At 42.0% G+C, this 22,901-nt stretch carries 25 protein-coding genes and 1 pseudogene; 9 read left to right on the plus strand and 17 right to left on the minus strand.

Translation table 11 applies throughout. The annotated features are described in order from the left end of the window. Positions 1-17 precede the first annotated feature (17 nt). The 6 genes and pseudogenes from VZF35_RS10985 to trxB form a co-directional block, all read right to left on the minus strand. Positions 18-392 carry a GrdX family protein gene (locus tag VZF35_RS10985; protein ID WP_407313540.1) on the minus strand — a complete coding sequence of 125 codons (375 nt, stop codon included), beginning with the start codon at positions 390-392 and terminating at the stop codon, positions 18-20. A gap of 44 nt (positions 393-436) precedes the next feature. Further along, on the minus strand, positions 437-1,603 hold the full coding sequence (gene grdD / locus VZF35_RS10990; RefSeq protein ID WP_407313541.1) for a glycine/sarcosine/betaine reductase complex component C subunit alpha: 1,167 nt from the start codon (positions 1,601-1,603) through the stop codon (positions 437-439). A 39-nt stretch (positions 1,604-1,642) separates the two neighbouring features. Then, positions 1,643-3,177: pseudogene (gene grdC, locus VZF35_RS10995) on the minus strand (glycine/sarcosine/betaine reductase complex component C subunit beta). A gap of 111 nt (positions 3,178-3,288) precedes the next feature. After that, positions 3,289-3,732, minus strand: a complete 444-nt coding sequence (grdA, locus tag VZF35_RS11000; protein WP_407313542.1) for a glycine/sarcosine/betaine reductase complex selenoprotein A — start codon at positions 3,730-3,732, stop codon at positions 3,289-3,291. Between the two features lie 44 nt (positions 3,733-3,776). Next, complete coding sequence (locus VZF35_RS11005; protein ID WP_407313543.1) at positions 3,777-4,091, minus strand: thioredoxin family protein; 315 nt, start codon at positions 4,089-4,091, stop codon at positions 3,777-3,779. Between the two features lie 89 nt (positions 4,092-4,180). Continuing rightward, a complete protein-coding gene (trxB, locus tag VZF35_RS11010; protein WP_407313544.1) occupies positions 4,181-5,119 on the minus strand; it encodes a thioredoxin-disulfide reductase in 939 nt (312 codons plus the stop codon). 628 nt (positions 5,120-5,747) lie between these two features. Between trxB and VZF35_RS11015 the strand changes: the two genes are divergently transcribed. The 3 genes from VZF35_RS11015 (at position 5,748) to VZF35_RS11025 (ending at position 7,913) form a co-directional block, all read left to right on the plus strand. After that, positions 5,748-6,026 carry a hypothetical protein gene (locus tag VZF35_RS11015; RefSeq protein ID WP_407313545.1) on the plus strand — a complete coding sequence of 93 codons (279 nt, stop codon included), beginning with the start codon at positions 5,748-5,750 and terminating at the stop codon, positions 6,024-6,026. Positions 6,027-6,080: 54 nt separating this feature from the next. Then, on the plus strand, positions 6,081-6,374 hold the full coding sequence (locus VZF35_RS11020; protein WP_407313546.1) for a hypothetical protein: 294 nt from the start codon (positions 6,081-6,083) through the stop codon (positions 6,372-6,374). Between the two features lie 150 nt (positions 6,375-6,524). Next, the gene (locus VZF35_RS11025) at positions 6,525-7,913 is read left to right on the plus strand and encodes an APC family permease (RefSeq protein ID WP_407313547.1); all 1,389 of its coding nucleotides are present in this window, start codon (positions 6,525-6,527) and stop codon (positions 7,911-7,913) included. Between the two features lie 703 nt (positions 7,914-8,616). On the opposite strand, the gene VZF35_RS11030 is transcribed toward VZF35_RS11025, so the two are convergent. The 9 genes from VZF35_RS11030 to VZF35_RS11070 form a co-directional block, all read right to left on the minus strand. Then, positions 8,617-9,327, minus strand: coding sequence for a Vitamin B12 dependent methionine synthase activation subunit (locus VZF35_RS11030; protein WP_407313548.1), 711 nt, complete (start codon positions 9,325-9,327; stop codon positions 8,617-8,619). Positions 9,328-9,343: 16 nt separating this feature from the next. Then, positions 9,344-11,191: an ASKHA domain-containing protein gene (locus VZF35_RS11035; RefSeq protein WP_407313549.1), complete on the minus strand. Its 1,848-nt coding sequence runs from the start codon at positions 11,189-11,191 to the stop codon at positions 9,344-9,346. Positions 11,192-11,269: 78 nt separating this feature from the next. After that, a complete protein-coding gene (locus VZF35_RS11040; protein ID WP_407313550.1) occupies positions 11,270-11,968 on the minus strand; it encodes a GntR family transcriptional regulator in 699 nt (232 codons plus the stop codon). Next, positions 11,961-12,641, minus strand: coding sequence for a B12-binding domain-containing protein (locus tag VZF35_RS11045; RefSeq protein ID WP_407313551.1), 681 nt, complete (start codon positions 12,639-12,641; stop codon positions 11,961-11,963). Before VZF35_RS11045 ends, VZF35_RS11040 begins: the two co-directional genes overlap by 8 nt. Positions 12,642-12,831: 190 nt before the next feature. Beyond that, entirely contained in the window at positions 12,832-13,638 is an 807-nt protein-coding gene (locus tag VZF35_RS11050) for a methyltetrahydrofolate cobalamin methyltransferase (protein WP_407313552.1), read from the minus strand. A 73-nt stretch (positions 13,639-13,711) separates the two neighbouring features. Beyond that, positions 13,712-13,858, minus strand: a complete 147-nt coding sequence (locus tag VZF35_RS11055) for a hypothetical protein (protein WP_407314903.1) — start codon at positions 13,856-13,858, stop codon at positions 13,712-13,714. 11 nt (positions 13,859-13,869) lie between these two features. Further along, on the minus strand, positions 13,870-15,024 hold the full coding sequence (locus tag VZF35_RS11060; RefSeq protein WP_407313553.1) for a uroporphyrinogen decarboxylase family protein: 1,155 nt from the start codon (positions 15,022-15,024) through the stop codon (positions 13,870-13,872). A gap of 1 nt (position 15,025) precedes the next feature. Then, positions 15,026-15,664, minus strand: coding sequence for a B12-binding domain-containing protein (locus tag VZF35_RS11065; RefSeq protein ID WP_407313554.1), 639 nt, complete (start codon positions 15,662-15,664; stop codon positions 15,026-15,028). Between the two features lie 334 nt (positions 15,665-15,998). Next, positions 15,999-16,202, minus strand: a complete 204-nt coding sequence (locus tag VZF35_RS11070; protein ID WP_407313556.1) for a hypothetical protein — start codon at positions 16,200-16,202, stop codon at positions 15,999-16,001. 262 nt (positions 16,203-16,464) lie between these two features. Here VZF35_RS11070 and VZF35_RS11075 point away from each other — a divergent pair, with 262 nt between their 5' ends. Beyond that, positions 16,465-16,587, plus strand: coding sequence for a hypothetical protein (locus tag VZF35_RS11075; RefSeq protein WP_407313558.1), 123 nt, complete (start codon positions 16,465-16,467; stop codon positions 16,585-16,587). A gap of 28 nt (positions 16,588-16,615) precedes the next feature. Further along, positions 16,616-16,759 carry a hypothetical protein gene (locus VZF35_RS11080; RefSeq protein WP_407313560.1) on the plus strand — a complete coding sequence of 48 codons (144 nt, stop codon included), beginning with the start codon at positions 16,616-16,618 and terminating at the stop codon, positions 16,757-16,759. Positions 16,760-16,936: 177 nt separating this feature from the next. Here the strand turns inward: VZF35_RS11080 and ade are convergent, their stop codons facing one another. Next, a complete protein-coding gene (ade, locus tag VZF35_RS11085; protein ID WP_407313561.1) occupies positions 16,937-18,727 on the minus strand; it encodes an adenine deaminase in 1,791 nt (596 codons plus the stop codon). 187 nt (positions 18,728-18,914) lie between these two features. On the opposite strand from ade, the gene VZF35_RS11090 reads away from it, so the two are divergent. The 4 genes from VZF35_RS11090 to citF all read left to right on the plus strand — a co-directional run bounded on the left by VZF35_RS11090 (position 18,915) and on the right by citF (position 22,164). After that, a complete protein-coding gene (locus tag VZF35_RS11090) occupies positions 18,915-19,298 on the plus strand; it encodes a nitrite reductase (protein ID WP_407313563.1) in 384 nt (127 codons plus the stop codon). Positions 19,299-19,578: 280 nt separating this feature from the next. Continuing rightward, a complete protein-coding gene (citD, locus tag VZF35_RS11095) occupies positions 19,579-19,851 on the plus strand; it encodes a citrate lyase acyl carrier protein (RefSeq protein WP_407313565.1) in 273 nt (90 codons plus the stop codon). A gap of 42 nt (positions 19,852-19,893) precedes the next feature. After that, on the plus strand, positions 19,894-20,598 hold the full coding sequence (locus VZF35_RS11100; protein WP_407313567.1) for an HpcH/HpaI aldolase/citrate lyase family protein: 705 nt from the start codon (positions 19,894-19,896) through the stop codon (positions 20,596-20,598). 24 nt (positions 20,599-20,622) lie between these two features. Further along, positions 20,623-22,164, plus strand: coding sequence for a citrate lyase subunit alpha (citF, locus tag VZF35_RS11105; RefSeq protein ID WP_407313569.1), 1,542 nt, complete (start codon positions 20,623-20,625; stop codon positions 22,162-22,164). Positions 22,165-22,302: 138 nt separating this feature from the next. On the opposite strand, the gene VZF35_RS11110 is transcribed toward citF, so the two are convergent. Further along, positions 22,303-22,779, minus strand: coding sequence for a hypothetical protein (locus VZF35_RS11110; RefSeq protein ID WP_407313571.1), 477 nt, complete (start codon positions 22,777-22,779; stop codon positions 22,303-22,305). Positions 22,780-22,901 lie beyond the last annotated feature (122 nt).

Here is a 22,901-nt window from a genome sequence, read left to right on the forward strand (position 1 = left end):
TCACCCCCTATTGTTCTTCAACATCTCCAAGCAACTGATTGCTCATGTAAAGCCGTTTCTAAAAGGATCAGATCTATCATTTTATAATCAGCACTATTGACTGTGTCGCTGTTACGAAAATCCATGTGCCTCTTGTATTTAATGATGCTATCCTCGATAATCTCAGCAGATAAAATATCCATTGTTTCCGATTTCTCACTTAAAATTACGGAGCGAAACGGGGAAAACATCACCCTTAAACTAGCGGCTAAAGGGTGGCTGATAAGTTCATATCCTTCATGCACTAAATCTCGAACCTTGATCAAAGTCTCTTCTACGGAGCCCTCCACAAAAAGTACGTTATCCTTTTTTTCCGCTACTGCCGGGTTATTTGTGATGATTATGTTTTTCATAAGCACCTATCTCTTTCTGTTTGTACCGGTGGATAAATCCCTGCTTACAGGTACTCCTTCTCTTTGAGTAATTCTAATCCCTTGTCCTTATCTTCGGGAGCAACCATTACGATAGGTCCGGTACAACCCATGCCGCATTCGGCATATATATTTGCTTTCCATAACGCCTGAACCGCGTCTTCCAACTGCATCACTTCTACCCCAGGTATAGAATCGGTAACGGGTTTTTTGGGGGGAGGGGGTACTTCTCCCTCTACATCTTTTTTGCCAGGTGAGACGTTGCCATTAAGTGATTTCATTAAATCATCCCAACCGGCTTTCTTGACTGCAGAAAATTCAGCTTTACTTTTTTCCATCAGATTTCCTTTAGCACAATCTGCAGCAAGTTTGATGGCACCGCCAATCACCGGAGCTCCGGATGCCCTAGAAACAATACAAATAATCCGGTCATAATCTTCCCCTACCCCTGGGCCATAACCATATCCTACCGCTTCATAATTGCCTCCTGTACTGAATGCGGAAAATACCTTCATGAAGACATTCCCAGTTAAGCTATCATCAACCATAATATCTGGTACACCCATTAACAAGTCGTTGCCCCTCATGACTATACCGCCGTCGGACCTGGCGGATTCTGCAAAATTAATTGGGTATCCGCCCTCCTTAAGCTTTTTCAGGGCCCTTTCCGCCTGACGAGCGCCATCAATGTTTAAGATGCCTACTGTAGGGGTGGCTTTTCCACAAGCTTTAGCAACGGCAATCCCATAAATAGTATTCTTTAGCATCGCTGTAACCCGTTCTGTAGCCGACATGCCAGTCGTTGCAGCCAGAAACATTTCTTTCCCCTTGGCTGGAGTAATTACTTTACCCACAGTGGATACCCCGATTGGGAAATTGTAATGCATTGTTACCGCTGCATCCAAAGTATGGTTTAACAACATTTCATCCATCATGGCATGAGCTTCTTGTTCATCCAAAGCCGGCACAGTTTCCAATTTAGTTACCACTCCACTGCCGATAACAACGACTTGGATATCCGGATTCTGTTTCTGGGCCAATTCCGCACCGTAAGCAAGCTCCTTAGTCCCGTGTTCACTGCCCAAAATTGTGATACCTACCCTAATTCTTCGGCCAAAGTTTCCGGTTTCGAGAACCTGAGCCATTTCCTCAAATACCTCTGCGATAGCTGTACTTATAGAATCTTTGTCCATTATTTCACCTCCCATTGGGACAAAGGTATACTGCCAAAATTAATCTTTACCAAATGTTTTGGCGAAATCTCGCATTGCTTCAGCAATCATCATTCGTACCTCTTGCTTGTTAAATCCGGCATCAACAATTCCACTGTTCTTTTCAAGGATAAAGGAGACACCATCAAAAAGATTGGTCAACCTTCCTAAGAAGAGGCTCCCTTTACCGATAATCATAGTCCGCGAAATCTTACCCGAAAGGATCATATCAACGGCATGTCCGATGAAAGGAACTCCAGAAGGAATATGTCCCTGCGTAGGAGCAAACCCAGGCATGCCAAAACTTTCAACAACTTTCTGCAGATCTGTTTTTACTAATTCCCCTCTTTTTACCCCCAAAGCGCCAATCATTTTATAGTTAGCAAGGGGTACGTCACCCGCTCCGGCGGGTTCAGTAATTTCAGGGGTTTGCAGTTCTGCCGCATAACGATCAACATCAAGTATTTTATACCCAATCTTGTCTAATGGATCGGCTACAATAGCAGTCATAACAGCCTGAGGCGAGGAACCAGATCCAATCCTATGCCGGCCAACTCCATCGGTACGGATCGTCGGACTAAACCCATCGTTTTCCCTCACATGAATGGCAAAAGCCCCCAACATGTCTTCAAGTGCAGGCATTCCCTTTTCGACATGATTCTTAGAATTCATACCTAGTTTTGCGGAAGCACCGCCGGCCAGTACCACAATGTTTTTATAAATTCCAGACTGGGCAAGAGCAGCTGCTTCTACGATTGCATGGGCAGGGGCGGCACAGAAGCTGCGAGTATCAGAACCTGTAGCATTGACACAGCCACATATCTCCCCGATAGATTTGGCGAAATTCCCGCCCCCCGTTGATTCATATCACCGCAAGCTTCCTCAGAACACTCGATGATATATTCAATGTCTTCAGCTTTCAATGTTGTTTTAGTCAGAAGAAGCTGTAAAGCAAAAGCTGCGGAAGCTTTGCTAACAAGATTTTCGAACATTACATGGTGAGATAATGCCTCATCAAACTCATGCGCTCTTTTCACACATCCAACTAAATTGCCCTCAAAATAGATTGGCTGTGCTGCATGATTATCCACTAATTTCTCAATCTCTTCGGCAGTGCCAGGATTTCTGTCAAGTTTATCAGTATCTTTAAGTGCTCCCAGTACGGTATGAGCCGTTATTTTGTCTTTGACACCTAATTGAAACTGTTCTTCTAGAATTACTAATTCAAAGGTATCAACCAGTTTCATTAGGCCAATGAATTCATCTTCCGGTATAATCTCCCCGTACTTTCCGTCACGACTTTGGGAAACCGATTGTTCATACCAGGGACGAGGAACATGTTTTAATTCATCCGGTGTCATATTTCCAATGTACACTTGATTCGGAGGATAGCCGACCGCCTGTTCAAAACTTCTTAAGTGCCTCGGGAGCTTTTCAAGATGTTCTGACTTGACGGCTTTAGTTCGTTCCATAGTTTGGGTAGTACCTTGATGGAAAAGCATACCATTAGCATGGATCAACCCGTAGGCAGCCCCTTTAATAACTGGAAAATTCATGAGATCACCTCCACATTTCAGCAACGGGTAATGGATGTACAAATCTATGATCCATTACCCGTTAACGTGACCTATTCCTTCTTATAAACTCTCGAACGAACCATTTTTAAATTATTTGCGATAGGTCCTTACTTCTTCAACAATTCCATCAACATCAAGAACCATTTCCATCATGCTGATTTGTTCATCATAGACAGCAGCATCAACCTGATCCTTCAATTCAAAAATGTGGTAGGCTTTGAGTCCCAACGAGACTCCAGCTAATGGACCGGCAAACGTAGGATCTCCAGTAGATACGGTTTCCGCAGCCAGGCCGGAAGCTTCTGCTTCCCCGCCCCCCAAAACTACGATTAAATTCTCTTTACCGTACTTCTCCGCGAAACCCATAATACGCGCTTGATTTTCCAGGTCCATTGCTCCAGCCGCAGTTCAAACAAAGCATTCCGTAGTAGAGAATATTACTTCTGCCCCACTTGTCTTGACACATTCTTCGATAGCCGGGCCAGGAATACCGTCGCGGTCTCCAAGAATGGCTACCTTTTTGCCTTTCAACATTTGCACAATTCTCCTTTCCTGAATTCAAAGTTTTGAGGTTTCCTCTAGGCTAGTTCAAGTAGCTTAATTTCAACATCTTCAGCGGAAATCTCTGTGGTTAATTCAGCAATTATTTCTCCATTTCGATAAAAAAGTATCGTTGGTAACCCCAAAACCTTTTGAGACATCGCCAATCTCTTGTTACCATTGGTATCCAAACTGCAAAATTTAGCGATTTCTTTATATTTTTCCGCTAATTCATGAACTCTGGGCATCAGAGCTTTACAAGATTCACACTTCTCACTCCAAAAATCAACGAGCACCAAACCATCTGCTTTCAGAACCTCTTTTTCAAAGTTTTCTTTCGTGAGCACTAACATTTTATCCCCTCCTTAACAACTCCAGAGCTCCCTTTACTCATATCTTTCTTAGAACGCCTTTTCCAGAACATGTACTTTCAGGAACTCTTTTACCGACCTTCCTTTTCCGCAAGGTATTTTTCCGCTGCAACAGCTGCAATAGCCCCATCACTGGTGGCTGTAACTACTTGCCTGAGAAATTTTACCCGAGCATCGCCAACAGCATATACTCCAGATACAGATGTTTCCATTAGGTTATTGGCAATAATATATCCTTGCTCGTCTAGGTCCACTTTGCCTTGCAATATATTTGTCTTTGGAACAGTTCCGACAAAGAAAAACACACCGTTGGTTTCCATTTCAGAAAGCTCTCCGGTTTTTATATTTTTAATGACAACACTATTAACCAGACCGTCACCCTTAATCTCCTCAAGAACTGAATTCCAAACCCATTTAATTTTAGGGTTGGCGAAAGCCCTTTCCGCACTCGTTTTATTGCATCTTAAGTTCCCTTCATCCCGTCTCACAATGATGGTTACTGTCTCGGCAAATTTAGTTAAGTACATAGCCTCTTCAACGGCAGCATCCCCGTTGCCAACGACCACTACTTCCAACTCTTCAAAGAAATCCGCATCGCAGGTGGCACAGTAGGATACTCCTTTGCCTCTATGAGACAGTTCCCCTTTAATGTTCAATGATTTTGGTTCAGACCCGGTGGCCAAAACTAAAGTTCTTGATCGATATTCATGGCCGCCTTTGGTCCTGACTCGTTTGATATCTCCTTCCAGTTCTAACTCAACGGCTTCTTCGGGAATAATTTCTGTTCCGAAACTCATAGCCTGCTCAGCCATAATTTCCATCAATGCCGGGCCTGTCTGACCTCGGGAAAAGCCAGGATAATTCTCTAGTTCCTCCGTAGTTGACGCTTGACCACCTAACTTCCCTTTTTCTAAAATCCCTGTTTTTAAACGCGATCTTGATCCATAAATCGCTGCAGCCATCCCTCCTGGGCCGCCGCCAACAATAAGAATATCGTAGACCTCAGACATTATTGCTCCTCCTTTAAGATAATTAGATCCTTTGACTCTTCCTAAAATAGCTGATCTGAGCCCAGTGCCCTCTGTCGAAAATTCAATTTATGCAATTGTTATGCCAGCTCTAAATGGAGCTACTAGCCTGATACAGGAGGCTTGTAACCTAAACTATACGTCAATCGTCTCATTTCAGGACGAACATGTTCAACCTCATAGGAATAGATGATTTTATCCCTTGTTTGCGTAGATAAAAATAGTCTTATTTTGGGACGATTTTATGGAGTTAATACAAAAGAAAATAACAAATAAATTCTCAGAATGGGTGTAATGCTCATTATTATTAAGCAAGCACAAATCCTTTTTACCTTTTGACACTCGGCAATGTATATCCCATTTTGAGATATTGCTGATTGTAACCCTCTGGATGCTGATAAAACCTGATTCCCTATTATCCCATTATAGGATGTGACCGTGTCTTTTTAGGAATTTGTATCGTGACTCTATCCGCATTGAAGATACCCAGTAGAAAATGGTCCTCCTTAAACACAGATAAGAACCAAAAGATCTCTGAAGCGAAAGGGCTCTCCTTGGCATAACAATTGCAACCCCCACAATTAAAGGTAGGTATGGAGGTGATATATGGATGGAGTTTGACGGGGCAAAAATGTATCGGCAGGATACTGGGCTAGTTCTGATCTTCATTATTTTTATTTGGTTGGTTTTAGGGTTTATCTTAATAAGTATAAGTGGTTTGGCATCGTCTGATTTAGTTCGAGATGTGACTATAGTCACAGGATTATTAGCCGGTATTTTTGTGACAAGTGCTCTAATCGCTGTTTTGGCACATTTGAAGAAAAATAAGGTTGGCATATACAGTGAGGAATTGTGCCAAATCGTAAATCAAGTGACGTTAGAACGTTAGAATATCTACTAGAAAGCTAAAAGTATAAAATCATCATGGAGAGGAGCTTACAAATTGATAGTTACTAAAAAGCTAAAAAAGCCTAAAAATAGTTTCTGGATAGAAGTATTTGATGTCATGTTTATAATGTTGCTTTGTTTCGTTATACTTCTTACAACTATGCTGATGCGGGGTAAGGTCCTCGTTGGCTCAGGTTCGACCGGGGGGATTGACTATTCCTTCAATTTACTTAGCCTCATGATGGTGATCGCGGCCTTGGGAATATATATGTTCTATGTAATTTTTCGGTCTGATAAAGAGCTTCAATCCATGATCAACTATAATTATGATGGAATACGAAAGAAGTAGTTGAACCATAAATTCAGGATGGGGGAATGATTTTGAATCTTTGGTCACTTATGAACTGGGTCGCCTGGAGCTTATGCGTATTCCTGTTTGTACTCCTTGTACAAGATTTCATCTGTGTTGAAATGAAGAAGAGAGGAGAGGACAAGCGCAGTGACTGAATTGGAGACAATTCAACAGGATAAGGAACAGCGTCTTTCTAAAGTCTTAGGACCGATGCATATATGGGCATTGGGGGTAGGGATTGTTCTAGTCGGGGAATTTATGGGCTGGAACTTTACCGTTGCTAAGGGGGGATCTCTGGGAGGCATTATAGCTTGCTGGGTCATCGGGATCCTATTTACTGCCCTGGTCATGATTAACACCGAAATCGGATCGGTTATCCCTGAAGCCGGTGGGCAATATGCGATGGCAAAATATCTTCTGGGTCCATTAGCTGCTTTCAACGTCGGACTAATGCTTGTTTTTGAGTATGTCATGCTTGAAGCAGCGGACGCTTTGGTAATTGGTGCAATTTTACAATCCATAAATCCGGCAATACAAAGCTTGCCCTTTGTTGTTTTGACGTTGTTGTTATTGACGTACCTCAACTACCGTGGAGTCTATGCCACTTTAACATTAAATTTTTTCATTACCGCGATAGCCTTTTTAACAATCCTTGTGCTTCTGACTTCTACTCATTTCCTCGTTCCTTCTCAAAGTATCCTCAGGCTGTCAGAGTTGACAAATGGATTACCTTATGGCTGGTTAGGTGTCATTGCTGCGCTTCAGTTTGGTATCTGGTTTTTTCTTGGGATAGAAGGAACAGCCTTAGCAGCAGAGGAATGTCGCTCAACTGCTCGTTCACTTCCAATGGGTACACTTATTGGAATGGTAACTCTGCTAATAGGGGCTACCATTACTTGGTTCGTCTGTTCTGGTCTAGTAGAGGCTGGAACACTTGGCGGATCTGTTTATCCGCTTTATGAGGCTGCTCTGGCAGCAAGAGTGCCTGGGATTATCGTTATCATGTTCATTGGTACGGTTTTAGCCTGCATGGCGAGTGCCAATGGATGTATTAATGATGCTAGTCGAGCTTGGTTTTCGATGTCGAGAGATACTTTGGTTCCGGGTGCTTTCTCTGCTGTTCATCCAAAGTATAAAACTCCGTATCGGGCCATCTTGTTCCTTTTGCCGATTTCGATGGCATTTGGTTTTACCGGTCTGTTGGATCAAGTCATTACCTTTTCGATTCTATCTGCCTTGTTGGTATATTTGTTCATGGGGTACATGATGTATAAATTTAGAAAGATGTATCCTATGGGATCTATTGAACGTGGCTATGTGGCACCTTGGCATCCATTGCCGGCGATTATATTGATAATTCTGACTCTAACAACATTAACAGGTATGTATTTCGGCTATTGTGTCAATTTATTGGCAGGCTTATTGTTCTACTTTTTAGCTTCTCTTTGGTTCACCTTGCATCGTTATAAGTTCGTGGATACACATGCTTTCCTCAAAGCCGGGGCATCGCGATGGCCACGGCCACGAGGGTACTAAGATAACGCTTCAACTATCATCGGCCAGCATCTCGGTGATTGGGAGATACTCCGGAGGAATTGCTGTTTGGGTTATTTCAGTCCAAATAAAAACTTCGTTCTTATTTTTACAAGCCAACATATAATTAACCTTATGAAGGGAGTAGAGTTAGAATAGAATGATAGTTAGACTTAAGTGGGAAACCCCGTGAAGAAGAACCCTTTGTTATATATCCTCGTCAAGTTCAGCATAATATTGCTCTGCTTTGGTTTTATACTGTTTTATTTCTGTGGGCTCGGCTGCCCAGCCTGCCGGATGGCTTAGAAAAGCAGAATACCATCAATAAAAGAAGGGCTAAGAACATTACCTATACTTACCAAGGCCTTAACTGAACAATAACGCTCATTATCATGGTATAATACGAGCAAGGGAAGTTTAATCCCTTAAGTCTTTTTCATGTATGCTCCTATTTGCCCTCCGGGGACAGCAATTCGGAGGGACTTTTTTGAAGAGCTAGTCTAAGATGATTTAGGCAAGTCTCTTTTTGCTAAACATAAGACCTCCTTTAACATAGGTGGTCTTTGCTTTTGTTCCCGAATAGCAGAGAATATCGAAGTCTCGTAAGAAAAACACTAAAAGCCGTCCAAAATAGGGCGGCTTTTGCTATTTGTATCTGTAAAGTTTAGCTATCGACAGGCCGTTGTAACAACTCAACTATAAATTCTTAACAATTATCTGAGCCTAAATTTCTCATAGTACAGCTCCCTTTAAGATGACAGAAATCGCAATGGGTTTTACCGCCGAAATCGGGTAAATTGCTGCCTATCCCCATTACCATAGCAATCGATTTTTTTGGAAGCATTAGATTAGAGGCCGTTAGGCTAATGCCGATCCTTTCTCCTTTAAGGAAACTGATAATGGATCTTACATCCTCAAGGCCTTTCCAGTAAGAATGGCCGGGCCCCAAGGGGAAAGTAGTACTAAGGTTCTTAGCCTTATATGTCCCTTCAATTTCAGTCATCATTGTGGTTGCAGCTTTGGCCATCATCACCGATCCTGCGGAATCCAAAATAAAGGCTTCTAAAGTTTGACCTTTGTTTATATAATTCTTGACTCGCTGATCAATAACGTCGCCAATGGTCATAGCAAATAAAATAACCCTGTCAGCTGAACCTAACACCTTAGGCAACAGTTGTCCTTTTAAGGTTGGTGCATTCTCCAGATAAAGTTCCCGCTCTCCGGCTCCCATCACTTTAACTTCCTGCCAAATTACCACAGGTCGTATCAACTCTTTAGCTTCTTCTAGGAGCCGCAGATTTAGATCCACCATTTCCTGACGTGGAGCTCGTCTGCTGTAGTCTGCTCCTTGCGAGGCAAATAGTTCCTGTAAGGTTACCTCTGGCGCGATACCTTCCAATACTCTTGCTTCAGTCATTTTGTGTCCCCTCTCCTCAATCCAACTTGAAGTAGGTATTTTCGGCAAAAATAGTATTGAATTTAGAGTAGCTTCCTAGTTCGATAAAAGAGACCGAAGCAGCTAGATCATTGGCCTTAGAAAATTCCTCGGCTGAAAGCAAGGCAACTTTTGCTCCAGTCCCTGCTGCATTACCAATCATCCTAATTTTGTTTTCAAGTTCTCGTGGAATTAAGCCTATTGCACACGCACTGTGTGGGTTCAGATAATTTCCAAAAGCACCGGCCAACAACACTTCTTTAATATCGTCCGACTGTATGCCACTGGTCTCCATCAAAATCCTGACACCTGCTGCTATTGCTCCTTTGGCTAACTGAAGCTCACGAATATCGTTCTGAGTAATCATAATTGGCCTGCCGTGACGGGTTTCACTGGAGTCAGCCAGCAAAAATACCCAAGTCCCTTCGTGTTGAATTAGCCTGTCTTTAAATCCCAACGATTTAGGATTGGTGAGTTTATCAGGCTCGAGAAATTTACCTCGTTTATTAATCATGCCCAACTCTACTAGGCCTGCAACTCCGTCGAGAAGGGCAGAACCACAGATTCCCTCCGGGCTGCCTTTACCAATCACCGTGAACTCTAAGTGGTCTGCGAATGAAATATGGTCAATAGCCCCCACCGCACCCCTCATTCCGTTGGTTATCTGCGCTCCTTCAAAAGCCGGGCCTGCTGCAGCTGAACAAGCAACTATTTTATGTCTGGAACCCAGCACAATTTCTCCATTTGTTCCAATGTCCAAAATAAGGGAAATATGCTCATTCTTGTCCAGATCCGTAGCTAATAGAACCGCCGTGGTATCTGCCCCCACAAATCCCGCGATATTTGGCAGAACAAACACCTGTCCAGCTCTGTTGATTTCCAGTCCCAACTCAGAGGCACCGACAACAAGCCCCCGATTAACAACGGAAACATAGGGAGATACTCCTATCGATTGAGGGCTTATGCCTAAGAAGAGGTGGTGCATCGTTGTATTTGCCGCGACGGAAATTCCATAGATATCATCTCTCTTTCTTCCCACCTTTTCTGCGGCTGCTCCAATCAGTTTATTAATTGCGCCTGTCACTGCTTTATGCAGCGTATCCAAACCCTTATCTTTTCCGGCAAACGTGATACGGGATATTACATCCCCCCCATATTGAGCCTGTGGATTAATGGTTGACACCACCTCAATCTCTTGTCCGGAGATTAGATCCAGCAAATATCCTACAATCGTGGTCGTCCCGATATCGAAGGCCATCCCCAACATGGTTGCTGAGGTATCGCCCTGTTCTATCCCAAGTACTTTCGAACCAAGGAGTACCGCCGTCAGCTGGTTTCTTCCCTGCCGTATCGTTTCGGGCAATTGGCGAAGAATGGAGAGAGGAGCCTGCAAATTATTGATATTGCAGTCAAGAGCAGCAAGAGTTTCCTCCAGACGCTGCCAGTCAGACTTATGCATGCTGAGAGAAGGTTGGCTGATTTCAGCGAATAGCTTTCTTAAATGGGTTTTAATATCAAAAATTCTATCTGCAGAATTGATTAAGATATTATGCTGCAACGGTTTAGGATTTAAAATTTCTACGATCATGTCCTCATGGATCTTCGTGGCACAGGCTAAACGAATCCCTTCTTTAAAGTCCTGCATTGAAAGGTGAGCCCTGTCGTTCTCAGTAGAGTCGCTCACTCCCTCCATAACTCTCACCCGGCACTTTCCGCATTTTCCCATTCCCCCGCAGGGAAAGTCAGTCCCCAAGCCTGCTAGATTCATGGCTCTCATAATGCTGGTTCCGGCAGCCACTCGTAGTCTGATAGTTCCAGGTTGAAATGTTACCGTAAATTCTTGCAAGGAAATACCTCCTTCTTTAAAAAACAAAACTGCATCGGCAAAAGATGCAGCTGTTTATCTTTTAAGTCAGATCGTCAATTACTCGCTACTGCCTTTCAGCTTGATATAATCTCCCCGAAAATATGTCACACATAAGCCGACTGGTTTTTTTTCTTCATTATATATTCTTTGCTCGACGACTAGTAACGCCAATTCATCATAAATATTCAAATATTGCTTGAGTTCTTTATCAGGCATCTGGGCATAAATCGATAATTCTTTTTTAAGAGAAAAAGCAGACATACTTCCTGAAACCATCTCAGGAAAGGTCGCTTTTTCGATCTCCTTTTCCACGATCGGCATTCCTTTGGTGTAAAGCAAATATTTAATATCATAGGCTACAGGTTTACCCTCAGTATAAAACAATCTCCGAATTACAATCACATTCTTATTGATGGTCGTCTGAAGTTCTCCGGCAAGTTTCTCGTCGGGCATAATAATATTTACTTCCAACAAGCGGGATTGGTCAACAGTATTAATTGAATTGTTCATTTCATCATAGTAGATCGTGTATTTATTAAGTTCAGGTTTCCGAACAAAGCTGCCTTTGCCCGGAATTGAATAAATGTAGCCGTCGTTAGCTAAGATAGCAAGCCCTTTTCTGACCGTCATCCGACTAGCACCATACTCTTTACAGAGGGTATTCTCCGAAGGGACGGCATCGCTTGGTTTTAACTGGCCGCTGCTTATCTTCTGTTTGATATCTTCAACAATAGTAATATACATGGGATTAATCATGGTTTGATTCTCCCACTCTGCCGGAAAGGCTCATCCAATCAAGACAAATTTCAACACCCTTAGACGCTTCTGTGGCAAAACCGTCGGCACCTATATAACTGCATCCATGAGCGTTAAGGTAATTTGCTCCAGCTATAATCTTGACTTTGTCTCTTAATCCTGCCCTAACGAAGGCGTCTACCACCTGTTTCATTTGGTCCAGGGTACTAGATAAGACTCCGCTTAGCCCTATAATATTAGGCTGGTATTCTTCAGCTTTTTTCACAAATGTTTCTCCAGGTACATCTACTCCCAGGTCAATCACTTCAAAACCATGGGTCTCCAACAAGGCTCTGAAAATTTCTTTGCCAATATCATGGATATCATCTTTGACAGTACCGATTAAGACCTTGCCGCTTTTATTATTATAACAATTCTGGGAATAAGTGATAATTTTATTAAGCCCCAGTACTTCTCTAAAGATGATGCCGGCCATTATTAAGTCAGCTATATAATAATCTTTACATTCATAACGCTTACCGACACGGTTCATACCCTCAATAATCAAATTTATTAAAGCTAAGGGATTCATTCCTTGGTCTAAAGCCTGATTAGCGAGTTCTAATACTTTTTTTTCTTCAAGCTGCTCCACACAATCAACCAAGAGTTCTTTAAATTGAAAAGAGTTCTTCATTACACCCTCCACAAACAGGTTTATACAGGGATTCGTATTTGTCATGAATATCTTATTGTCTCCAAAAATGTTTGTCAATTTAATGCCTAAACCCAGGTTTTTTACAATCCGAATCAAAAACGCTGCAAGGAAGGTCTAGGGAATAACTACCGAAATCTTGATTGCTTAACCATACAATTTACCTCTAACGTTATTGCTTGATGGGGCCAATCTTATTCTTTCTGAAAGCATTAGAGAAGTTTCTGCAAAGACGATCTCGGCCCAGTAAAGCTTCAGTCGCCATGAGAGTGGCCATCATGTCCCGGTTCGCCGGATCAAGAATAGCAGAATCCATTCCGGCATAAAGAGCGATGGTTAAAAAGCCTTGATTGACTACTTTTCGCAACGGCATGCCAAAGGAAATATTGCTTAAACCAGAAGTTACTTTAATTGAAGGATATAATTCCTTAACCCGTTTTAAAGTCTCTGTAAAATTCAGCAGAGATTTATTATCCGCAGACAAAGCCAGCACCAGTGGATCAATGTGGATTCGGTCGGGCGTGATCCCATGCCTTTGTGCTTTTTCCACGATATTTCTGGTTATCTCCACCCGCGTCTCGATATCCGAAGGGATTCCTCGGCTATCACAAGTCAGGGCAATGACCTGCCACTCTGTTCCCTCAATCAAGGGAAAAATAACCTCGCATTTATTCCCTTCTTCTGAAACAGAGTTAATTAATCCAGGACGTCTGGCATACTTAAAGACTTCCTTAATGACTGCGGCATTTGGGCTGTCAATACACAAAGGAGTATCGACAGTATCTTGAACCAGATTCATCAGCCAAATTAAGGTCTCAACTTCGTATTCTGGGGCGGTACTGGCACACACATCCAAGTAATGAGCTCCCGCCTCTGTTTGTTTAAGGGCCAGATTACGGATATACTCTTCATCTCTCTCAGCAATAGCATTCTTTACGCTGGGAATCGTTCCGTTGATCTTTTCTCCGATAATAATCATTGCTGTCTCTCCTCCTCGTTTGTAAAAGGGGAGAGAGCTTTTGCTCCCTCCCATTTATACTTATAACGTTTCTTTAAGCACAGAGAAACATGACGAAGCCAAACAACATGTCCTCATAACTTTGCATTTTAGGAGCCATTAATTGAGCTTCTTTCTCATCGATTTCCGGGTGTAGAGCCATATATTCTTCCCATGCTTTATAGTAATTTGTGCTCATCATCAAATCCTCCCTTAATAGTTGGCATTATTAGCGACATAATCCAGAACTGCCCTTGTATTATCGACATTAACACTATCCAATGTGATAATAGCTTTATCAAAACCAAAGAAATAGTTTCCCCCTGGTGCCAAAATTTCGATAAGCTCTTTTGCCTTGTCAATGCACTCTTGTTTTGTCCCTGTCTTCAAAAGGGTAAGGGGATAGAAGCCACTGATAATGTGCTTGTCGCCCAGTTTCTCTTTGACAGTCTTGGGATCACCATACTCGAAAGTCATAACAGTCCCTGCAGGAAGTTCGGCTAAATAATCCAGATATCGCATCCAATCTTGTTCAACAAACAAATAAGACCTCATGCCTTTTTCCGCTAATCCATCTACTAATTTTTTAAATCCTGGCCAATAGAGTCGTTCAAAATCTTTAGTTCGCAGATACGGTGCCATGTGTAACGGGATAAAGGTCGCATTGTATTTATTCGGGAAAATCTGGGTTCCCATTTTGATCATCAAAGGAATCGCAGCATTAACTGCAGCTTCTACCTTATCGGGAATTCTTCTTACATCTAAGGTGATGTTCTTAAATCCTCTCAACTGATCCGTCAAAATGTCAAACGGAGCCTCGCAGAAAGCAGCAAAAAGGGTTACTGTCCCATAATTAAATTTATTGACTAAATTTCCATAAATTCTAAAAAGGTTATTGTTCTCGTCCGTATAAGCTTTAAAGGCTTTAGCCATAACAATAGACCTAGTGACAGGATCCGAATTAAGTTCCGAATATAAGTTGGGTAATACCTTCTCGAGGATGCAATTATACGGTGAGGCGATAAAAGCGTCATAATCTTCCAGTTTAAGCCCTTCAACTTCCGGATGCTGTAAAAAGCCATTCGAACCCATCACAAAATTTCTAGACCCCAATATTCTGTAAAACGATGGCATTCTAAAGGCTGAAACCGATAATAAATCGGAATAGAAGTCTTCACACACTTTTTCAAAACTTGCCTCAAGGTCAGTAGTATCCCATTGAACTTCTTTCAAATCTTTTCCGGCGTATTGAATAGCAAATTCATGAGCAAAATTCGAGGCAACCGGCACTCGTTTGGGAATTTTCCCATCCATGATATCGGTAAATAATTGTGTTCTTTCTTGGGACAATGACATCGCTTCCGACATGCTATTTCACCCACCCTTGACATATTTTTACGCCCTCAGCCGCATTTGTTGTAAAGGTGTCCGCACCTATTTGTTTGCAGGCATCTTCTGTCACAGGGTTACCACCAATGATGACTTTTACCTGATCTCTCATTCCAGCTTCTTCCAAAGCTTTAACTGTTGCTTTCATGGAATCAATTGCTAAGGTGAGTACTCCGCTCATGCCTAATATTTCTGGTTTTACTTCTTTTATCTTTTCTACAAATGCAGCAGGAGGGACGTCTATGCCAAGATCATATACAACAAAACCGGCAGCTTCAACCATGCTGGCAAAAATATTTTTGCCAATATCGTGCATATCTCCTTGAACTGTGCCAACAACAACACTGCCAACCTTGGTGTTATTCTCTCCACCAATTACAGGTTTTAAGATTTCAATTGCTCGATTTAGAAGTTCTCCGGCGAAAATGAGATCACCTACATAGTATTCCTTCTTTTCAAAGAAATCTCCAACAATACTCATACCCCGTTGACATGCCCCTACGACTTGATTGGCTTCAGCACTGCTGGGTTCCGAGGCAACGAACTCTTCCAACAGCTTTACTACTTGACCCTCATCTAGATCCCCAATCGCTTGTGTCAATACTTCTAAATCTAGCATACCCCTTCACTCCCTAAATAGTTATCACTCCCATATACCTGTATATACAAGTATATTTAAGAGTTTTCTTGATTTTTAGTTTATTCGTTATTAACTTAATTGTCAATATGCAATTTTCAAAAAATTTATAATTACAGAATGTTTCATTATAAAATGAGTTAATAAAATAAGCTCTGTCCTAAGACAGAGCTTATAGAGCATACAATGATCTACCTTGCACCTCTATAGATAGCTTATTACCTAACAATGATCTTTCGACCACAATTAAGCAGGTCACAACCTATAAAAATGGTTTGTTCGACTAAGCAAGATACCTACCCAACCATATACAACCTCACGGCTGTATATGACCAGTTAATTCATACATATGCAAGTCACCTTGTACATTTATGAAAAAATCAATACCCTGATTAATCTTAGCTCGATCCTTTATAATAAGTTGGAACCTCATTGCAATAAATAAAATCGACTGCAATAAAGCCTTTCCCCACCATAAAAGATCTTCCTTCTGACAAATTACAAGCGTTTTATCACCCATAAATTATCGTTGGCCGACCTATATACACCTCATTAAAGAGCACATATAAATCTTGGCTCAACCATTGTATACCCTTGATACTATAATGCTCTATAACTAAATTTCTTATTCAATTAATTTTTAATTTATTCTTAAGGCTTTTCGCCTTTCACTGCTGCACAGAATCCCTAATTCTTAGAAAGAATTATTTTAGAGTAAGACAAATTTCAAAAAACCAATTTATTCATATTATGGATCATAACTGGTAAAGGAGGAAATTCAAATGGCATTTGCTAACGTTGATGGAGCATCTTGCGGTTGTGAACAAGGAAGAGGATTCGGTTCTGGCATCGCTGCAGTTGTTATAATAATTCTTCTTCTCATCGCTTTGGGTATTGTATTCTAGATTATCGAGTCAGAAAGGTGGAATCTTGATGTACGGAATGTGTGGAACATGTTATCATCCTCCAGTCGCTCCGGTTGCTGCGTATGGATACAGCCCAGCTGGCATCGGGGTTGGTGTAGGGATCATTGCCATTGCTATTTTAATTCTTATTGCTTTAGGGGTCATATTCTAGTAAGCTCGTTTTAGCTAAAGCTGAACATCTAGACTTCAGATGGGGGTTACACCCCACCTGAAGTTAACATTAAGACAAAAATCCGGGTTTAATGACTGCTTATGAAACCCCAACCGGTATTTCACTTACCTCTTCCTCATTTACAAAAGGGTGCAAAGATCTTAATAATAATGACTTTCATTCTGGAAACAGCGTTGTAAAGCTGTTGTTATAAACGTTGACAATGCCTTTATCTGTTAACCTAATTTCGGGAATTACGATAAGTGACAACAAAGACATGGTCATAAAAGGTGACGCAAGAGGCGAGCCAAGATCTGCCCAAGCATCTGAAAGCTTACTGAGCCTACTTGCTACCTCTTGAACCGATAAATCGCTCATCAGTCCGGCAATGGGCATTTTCAAAAGTGCCTGGACCTTTTCACCTTCTACTGCCGTCATCCCACCCGAACATTCGACTAACGTATTTACTGCAAAGGCCATATCGCTGTCGCTCGTCCCCAGTACAATCAGATTATGGGCATCGTGCGCGTAGGTTGAGGCAACAGCGCCTTTTATCAGTCCGAAACCATGCACGAAACCGATACTCATTCCGCCTTCCGGCTTGTGCCTATTAATAACTGCAACCTTACAGATGTCTTTTTCACTGATAAGTTCGACATTTCCGTTTCTGACCGACAGGATTTCAACCATTTCGGTCGTCAGCACATTGGAGTCGTGAACGCCGATTACCCTCACCTTTACAGCCTCTATGCCCGGGGGCGCTTTCACATTAAAGTCATCGGGCAAGAACTTTCGGCTTATTTTAACAGTTGTCTTGAGTGTTTCTGGATATACATAGCCTCCGATAGGCATGGTCAGACTGCCCTTTTCTGCTACAAGCTCTCCGTTGATAATTACTTTTTCAACCCTAACTTGACTCAAGTCACTTAAAATATTGATGTCGGCATAACGGCCCGGTGAAATCGAACCGATATCCCTTTCCATACCAAAACAGCAGGCGGTATTCAGGGTTGCCATCTGTATCGCCGTCACTGGCCGCACCCCCTTGGAAACTGCAAGACGAATAATGTAATCCATGTGCCCCCGCTTTATTAACGTATCTGCATGCAGATCATCGGAAACCAGCACAGCAAGCCTTGTATCAATCTCGTGTTCCGTAATCGCTTTGATCACTTCGGGCAAGTCATCCCACGCAGAACCTTCCCTGATCATCGCATACATACCAAGCCGCATTTTGGCAAGAGCTTCACGAGCACTCGTTGATTCGTGGCAGCAACTGATTCCTGCCGCAATATAAGCGTTCAATTCAGTACCAGAATCCATCAGCGGAAAATGGCCCGTTACTGTCTTAGCGGCCTCAAGGGTTTTCTCCACCTTTTCGCAAGTCTGTGGGTCACCGGATAAAATACCGATGTAATTCATCATCTCACCAAGCCCTACAACACCTTCCCAATTCAGTGTGTTTTGTATATCCTGTGACGTTATGATACTGCCTGTGTTTTCAAGACCTGGAGAAGCTGGTACGCAGGAAGGTATGGTTGTAAAAACGCGCAGCGGTGTTAATGCCCCGTCTTTCATCATAGCAGTCATGCCGTCGAGACCCGCGACATTTACAATCTCATGAGGATCCATAAAGATTGAGGAGGTTCCATGGGGAATAGTAGATTTCGCGTACTCTCCAACAGTCATCATGCTACTTTCTACATGAAGATGCCCGTCGATAAATCCAGGTACCAGATACATACCCTGAGCATCGACAATCCTTGTCTTTTCGCCAATTGTCCTCGCAGCATCTCCTACAAGCGCTATACGCCCAAATGCTACCGCTACATCAGTGTTTGGCAAAATTTCTCCAGTAAAAACATTAACCAGCGTGCCGTTTTTAATGACCAAATCGGCCTTTTGTTTTCCCTGGGCTGTTGCAGTGAGCTGCCTCCCGACTTCCCACAGTTTATATCTCTTATTCAAGCAAATCCCTCAATCCGTTACTTTAATAGTTTAAAGTTTATATTCTACAGTTCCAAACAATTACCTTTTCTTACTTACCTCTGAACTTTCTTCATTTTGGCAACTTTCATAATAAACCATTAAGTTCATTTTTGCACAATGTGGATGTATAATAAAAACCTAAGCTTAATTTTAGAGGTGTTAGTAAATGTCCTTCGAAATTGAAGATCATGAAAAGATGATTAAAACCTGTCAAGCAATTTTAGAATCTTGTGAGAAACCATTTGTTTGGGAAGAAGAAGGTACATATCAATACGGCAACTTTAAAAAACCTTTTAATCTTTTTTTCCCGCATCCACAGATAGATATGGAATTACAGCATCTGTTTGAAAAATTTTCAGGCTCTAGTTATTTATACGATCAAGTTAAAACAATTTGTACACTTGATGCGGAATGGGTGGAGTCTGGAACTTATGGCTTGGATCGAGATTTTAACTGTTACTTCAGTAAATACACTCTAAAAACCGAATATGTTGAGCAAGTCAAGTCCTATTTTAGCCATCGTCTCAACGAATTACAGAACGTGAAATAAATTGAAAGTCTCCATTATAATTCTTGGGGTTTAAATCCATGAGTTATGTTGACGGCATGGCACAAAAAAAGTCTTTTTTATTTATGAAACGTAGTTTTATATATCAAAACAGGCTTGTATTACTGAATCAAGTTCCTATGAATTTAGCAACCTTAATAATAGACTTACCTAGAAAGAATTGCTATTAGGCTTTTTAGGAGTTGATGGCTATCGTTAAATTTGAATGATATTACTTAATGAGTAAAATACTTAATTAAATATGTAACAGGAGGGTTAATCGATGAAAATCCACAGAACTGCACAGGCTGGAGCTCTTGAAGCCAGTGATGTACTGGTTACAGTTGCTCCAAATCCTGAAGGTGGAATCAAGGTTGAACTTGAGACGAAACGAGTCATTCAGAAACAATTCGGCAAACAAATCGAGGAAGTGATTCACGAAACTGCAGAAAAACTTGGGGTCCAGGATGTTGTCATTAAAGCTCAAGACAAAGGAGCTTTGGATTATACATTTAGAGCAAGAGTTCAGGCTGCGATTGAAAGGGCTTCGCTTTGAGCTTTTAGATAATTCTAAGATAATAGATAAAGGAGTATCGGTATGAATCGAAACAGGAGTATGCTCATTATTCCGGGAAATAACCCGAAACGGCTTCAAAATGCACCCGTGTTTAATCCGGATTTGCTTGTGTTGGATTTGGCTGATGGTGTGAAAATTGAGGATAAAGATTGTGCCCGTTTACTTGTCAGAGAAGCCATTGGCTTTATGGATTATGAGAAGGTTCAAATTGTAGTGCGAATCAACCCTCTGCAATCGGATTTCGGGGCTAAAGATATTGATCTAATCTCCCAAGTAAAACCTGTTGCTTTAATGATTCCGCAAGCAAGCGTAGAGCACCTTCAAAACGTTGAAAAACTCTTGGCTGCAGCTGAAGAAAAAGTCGGAATCGAACATGGGAGTATTCGATTAATTCCAGTGATTGAGACGGTTAAAGCACTGGAAGAGGTTTCTTCAGTTCTCAACGCTTCGACTCGAGTCATTAGTGCCTTTTTCAATGCTGAAGGTCTGGCTAAAGAAATGGGAATAACACGAAGCAAAGAAGGTAACGAAATCCTCTATGCTCGGAGCAAGGTCGCCATGGCTTGCCGTGTTGCAGGTCTAAATAGCTTTGATACCGCCTTCACAGATGGCAACGATTATGAGGGTTTAGAGAAGGATTCTTTTATAGCTCGCAATTTAGGGTTTACTGGCAAAGCTGCCATCGATGGCCGGCAAATTGATATAGTTCATAAGATCTTTGTTTAATCAAACGGAAACGAGGGATATCGCATGAAGAATAGTGTAGGACGTGAAATTCCAGAACAAATAGAGGGCTATGGGCAAGTAAAACCCTTTGAGGGAGCCCTTGCTAATTACGGTGAACGCTCTAGAACATCTGTGAAATTGCGTTCCGTAAAACCTGGTGAGGATAAACTTGTAGAAAGCATTGATGAGGTTCTTGATAGAGTCGGGATTCGAGATGGTATGACAGTCTCCTTTCACCATCATCTTAGGAATGGAGACTACGTCATTAATCTAGTCATGGAGGCTATCGCGAAACGCGGCGTTAAAGATATTACGGTTGCTTCTACCGGTATTTTTCCCATCCACGAACCGCTCGTCGAATATATTAAACGTGGAATTGTCACCGGAATTTCGGTAAACTACATAGCTCCCGGGCCTGTGGCTACGGCTATTTCTAAAGGCCTTTTGAAAAAACCTGCTGTTCTGATGAGTCATGGCGGACGTCCCCGGGCTATTGAGAGCGGAGATTTACATATTGATATTGCTTTTATTGCTGCACCGACGGCAGATCTTTACGGCAATATGAACGGTGTTCAGGGGAAAGCGGCCTGCGGAACATTGGCTTATGCTATTCCAGATGCCCAGTATGCAGATTCCGTCGTTGCCGTTACAGATAATCTCGTGCCCTATCCGGCTTCCCCTATCGAGATTACCCAAGATTTCGTCGATTATGTCGTGAAGGTTGACTCAATTGGCGATCCGAATGGAATCGTCTCGGGAACCTTAACGGTCACGAAAGATCCTGTCGGTTTACGCATTGCTAAACTTGCGGCTCAAGTGATTGAAGCAACAGGGTATATCAAAGAGGGTATGTCTTTTCAAACCGGTGCGGGCGGGACTTCTTTAGCTGTTGCGGCTGAGGTTCGAAGGTTTATGAAGGAAAAAAACGTGGTTGGCAGCTTTGCGGCTGGTGGAATCACTGGTTATATGGTTGATATGCTCAACGAGGGACTTTTTCGCGCACTTTTTGATGTTCAGTGCTTTGACTTGAAAGCGATTGCTTCAATGCGAGATAACGTTAAACACCAAAAAATGAGCGGTTCACTCTACGGAAACCCGCATAACAAAGGAGCAGTCGTTAACAATCTTGATGTTATGATTCTTGGAGCAACGGAGATTGATACTGATTTCAACGTAAATGTAGTTACCGGTTCTGACGGAGTTATTATTGGGGCCTCCGGCGGCCATAGTGATACGGCCGCAGGCTCAAAACTTGCTATCGTCGTCACGAACTTAACAAAGGGACGCCTCCCGGTTGTCAAAGATCAGGTAACCACCATCGCAACCCCAGGAGAAACGATTGATGTACTGGTCACAGAACGTGGGATTGCGGTCAACCCTGCTCGACAAGATCTAATCGAGAAACTTAAAGAAACCGACTTGCCGATCGTTCCAATTGAAGAATTAAAAAACATTGCCGAACGTTTAACAGGTAAACCGGAACCCATCGAGCTGTCCGATCAAATAGTAGCAATTGTTGAGTACCGTGATGGAACTGTCATTGACGTTGTTAAAAAACCGAACTAATTACAAATGATTATACCCTTCCTAAGGTCTCCGCCCAAATAGCCCATAGGTGAATAGAAGAAATCCGTACAGTTTAAGAAATTGTACGGATTTCTTTGCACTTTGATTCATCAATGGTGTCACTAAAACCCAGGTATTTCATGCGAATTTTATATTTGTCTCATTCCACACAGAAGCTTTAGGATTCTGTGTGGGAGCTGGCTTAGAATATCTAAACCCAACTCCTTTGGCCATTGTCACAAAAAGGTCTTGGTCACAATCAACTTTGATCTTAAAGTAAGACAATTCTTTAAAGTGGGTATCTGTACACTCTCTGATATCAATCTGCCATTGAATCCCTTGACCTTTGGCGAAGGTCAGAATTTTAGCCAAATATTCCAGACTTACATTGACCAACCCCAGCGGAGTTACATTCTCATCATCATTAGCAACAATTTTGTTGATCACTTGGATCTCCATACCTTCAGGAATTTCTGAACCAGTTTCCATGAGCTTAGTTATTAGGTCATTGTAAATAAAATGGTATTCTTCAAGCTCATGTCCTTGCAGTTCTTTTATACCGCTATCCTGTCCCTTTAAGGTAAATCTATTAAACAGCTCGTCACACTTTCTCATAGTATTACCTCCTTATTTTGAAATAGTGTTTACATTCACAAATCCAGTCAGTTTGAGGTTGCAGGTTTCACTCCCTTTAGGTTTCCATCCTCAAGTAAATCGTAACATTACACTCAGTTTTA

This window comes from Desulfosporosinus paludis (assembly GCF_045689965.1).
Classification (GTDB): domain Bacteria; phylum Bacillota; class Desulfitobacteriia; order Desulfitobacteriales; family Desulfitobacteriaceae; genus Desulfosporosinus; species Desulfosporosinus paludis.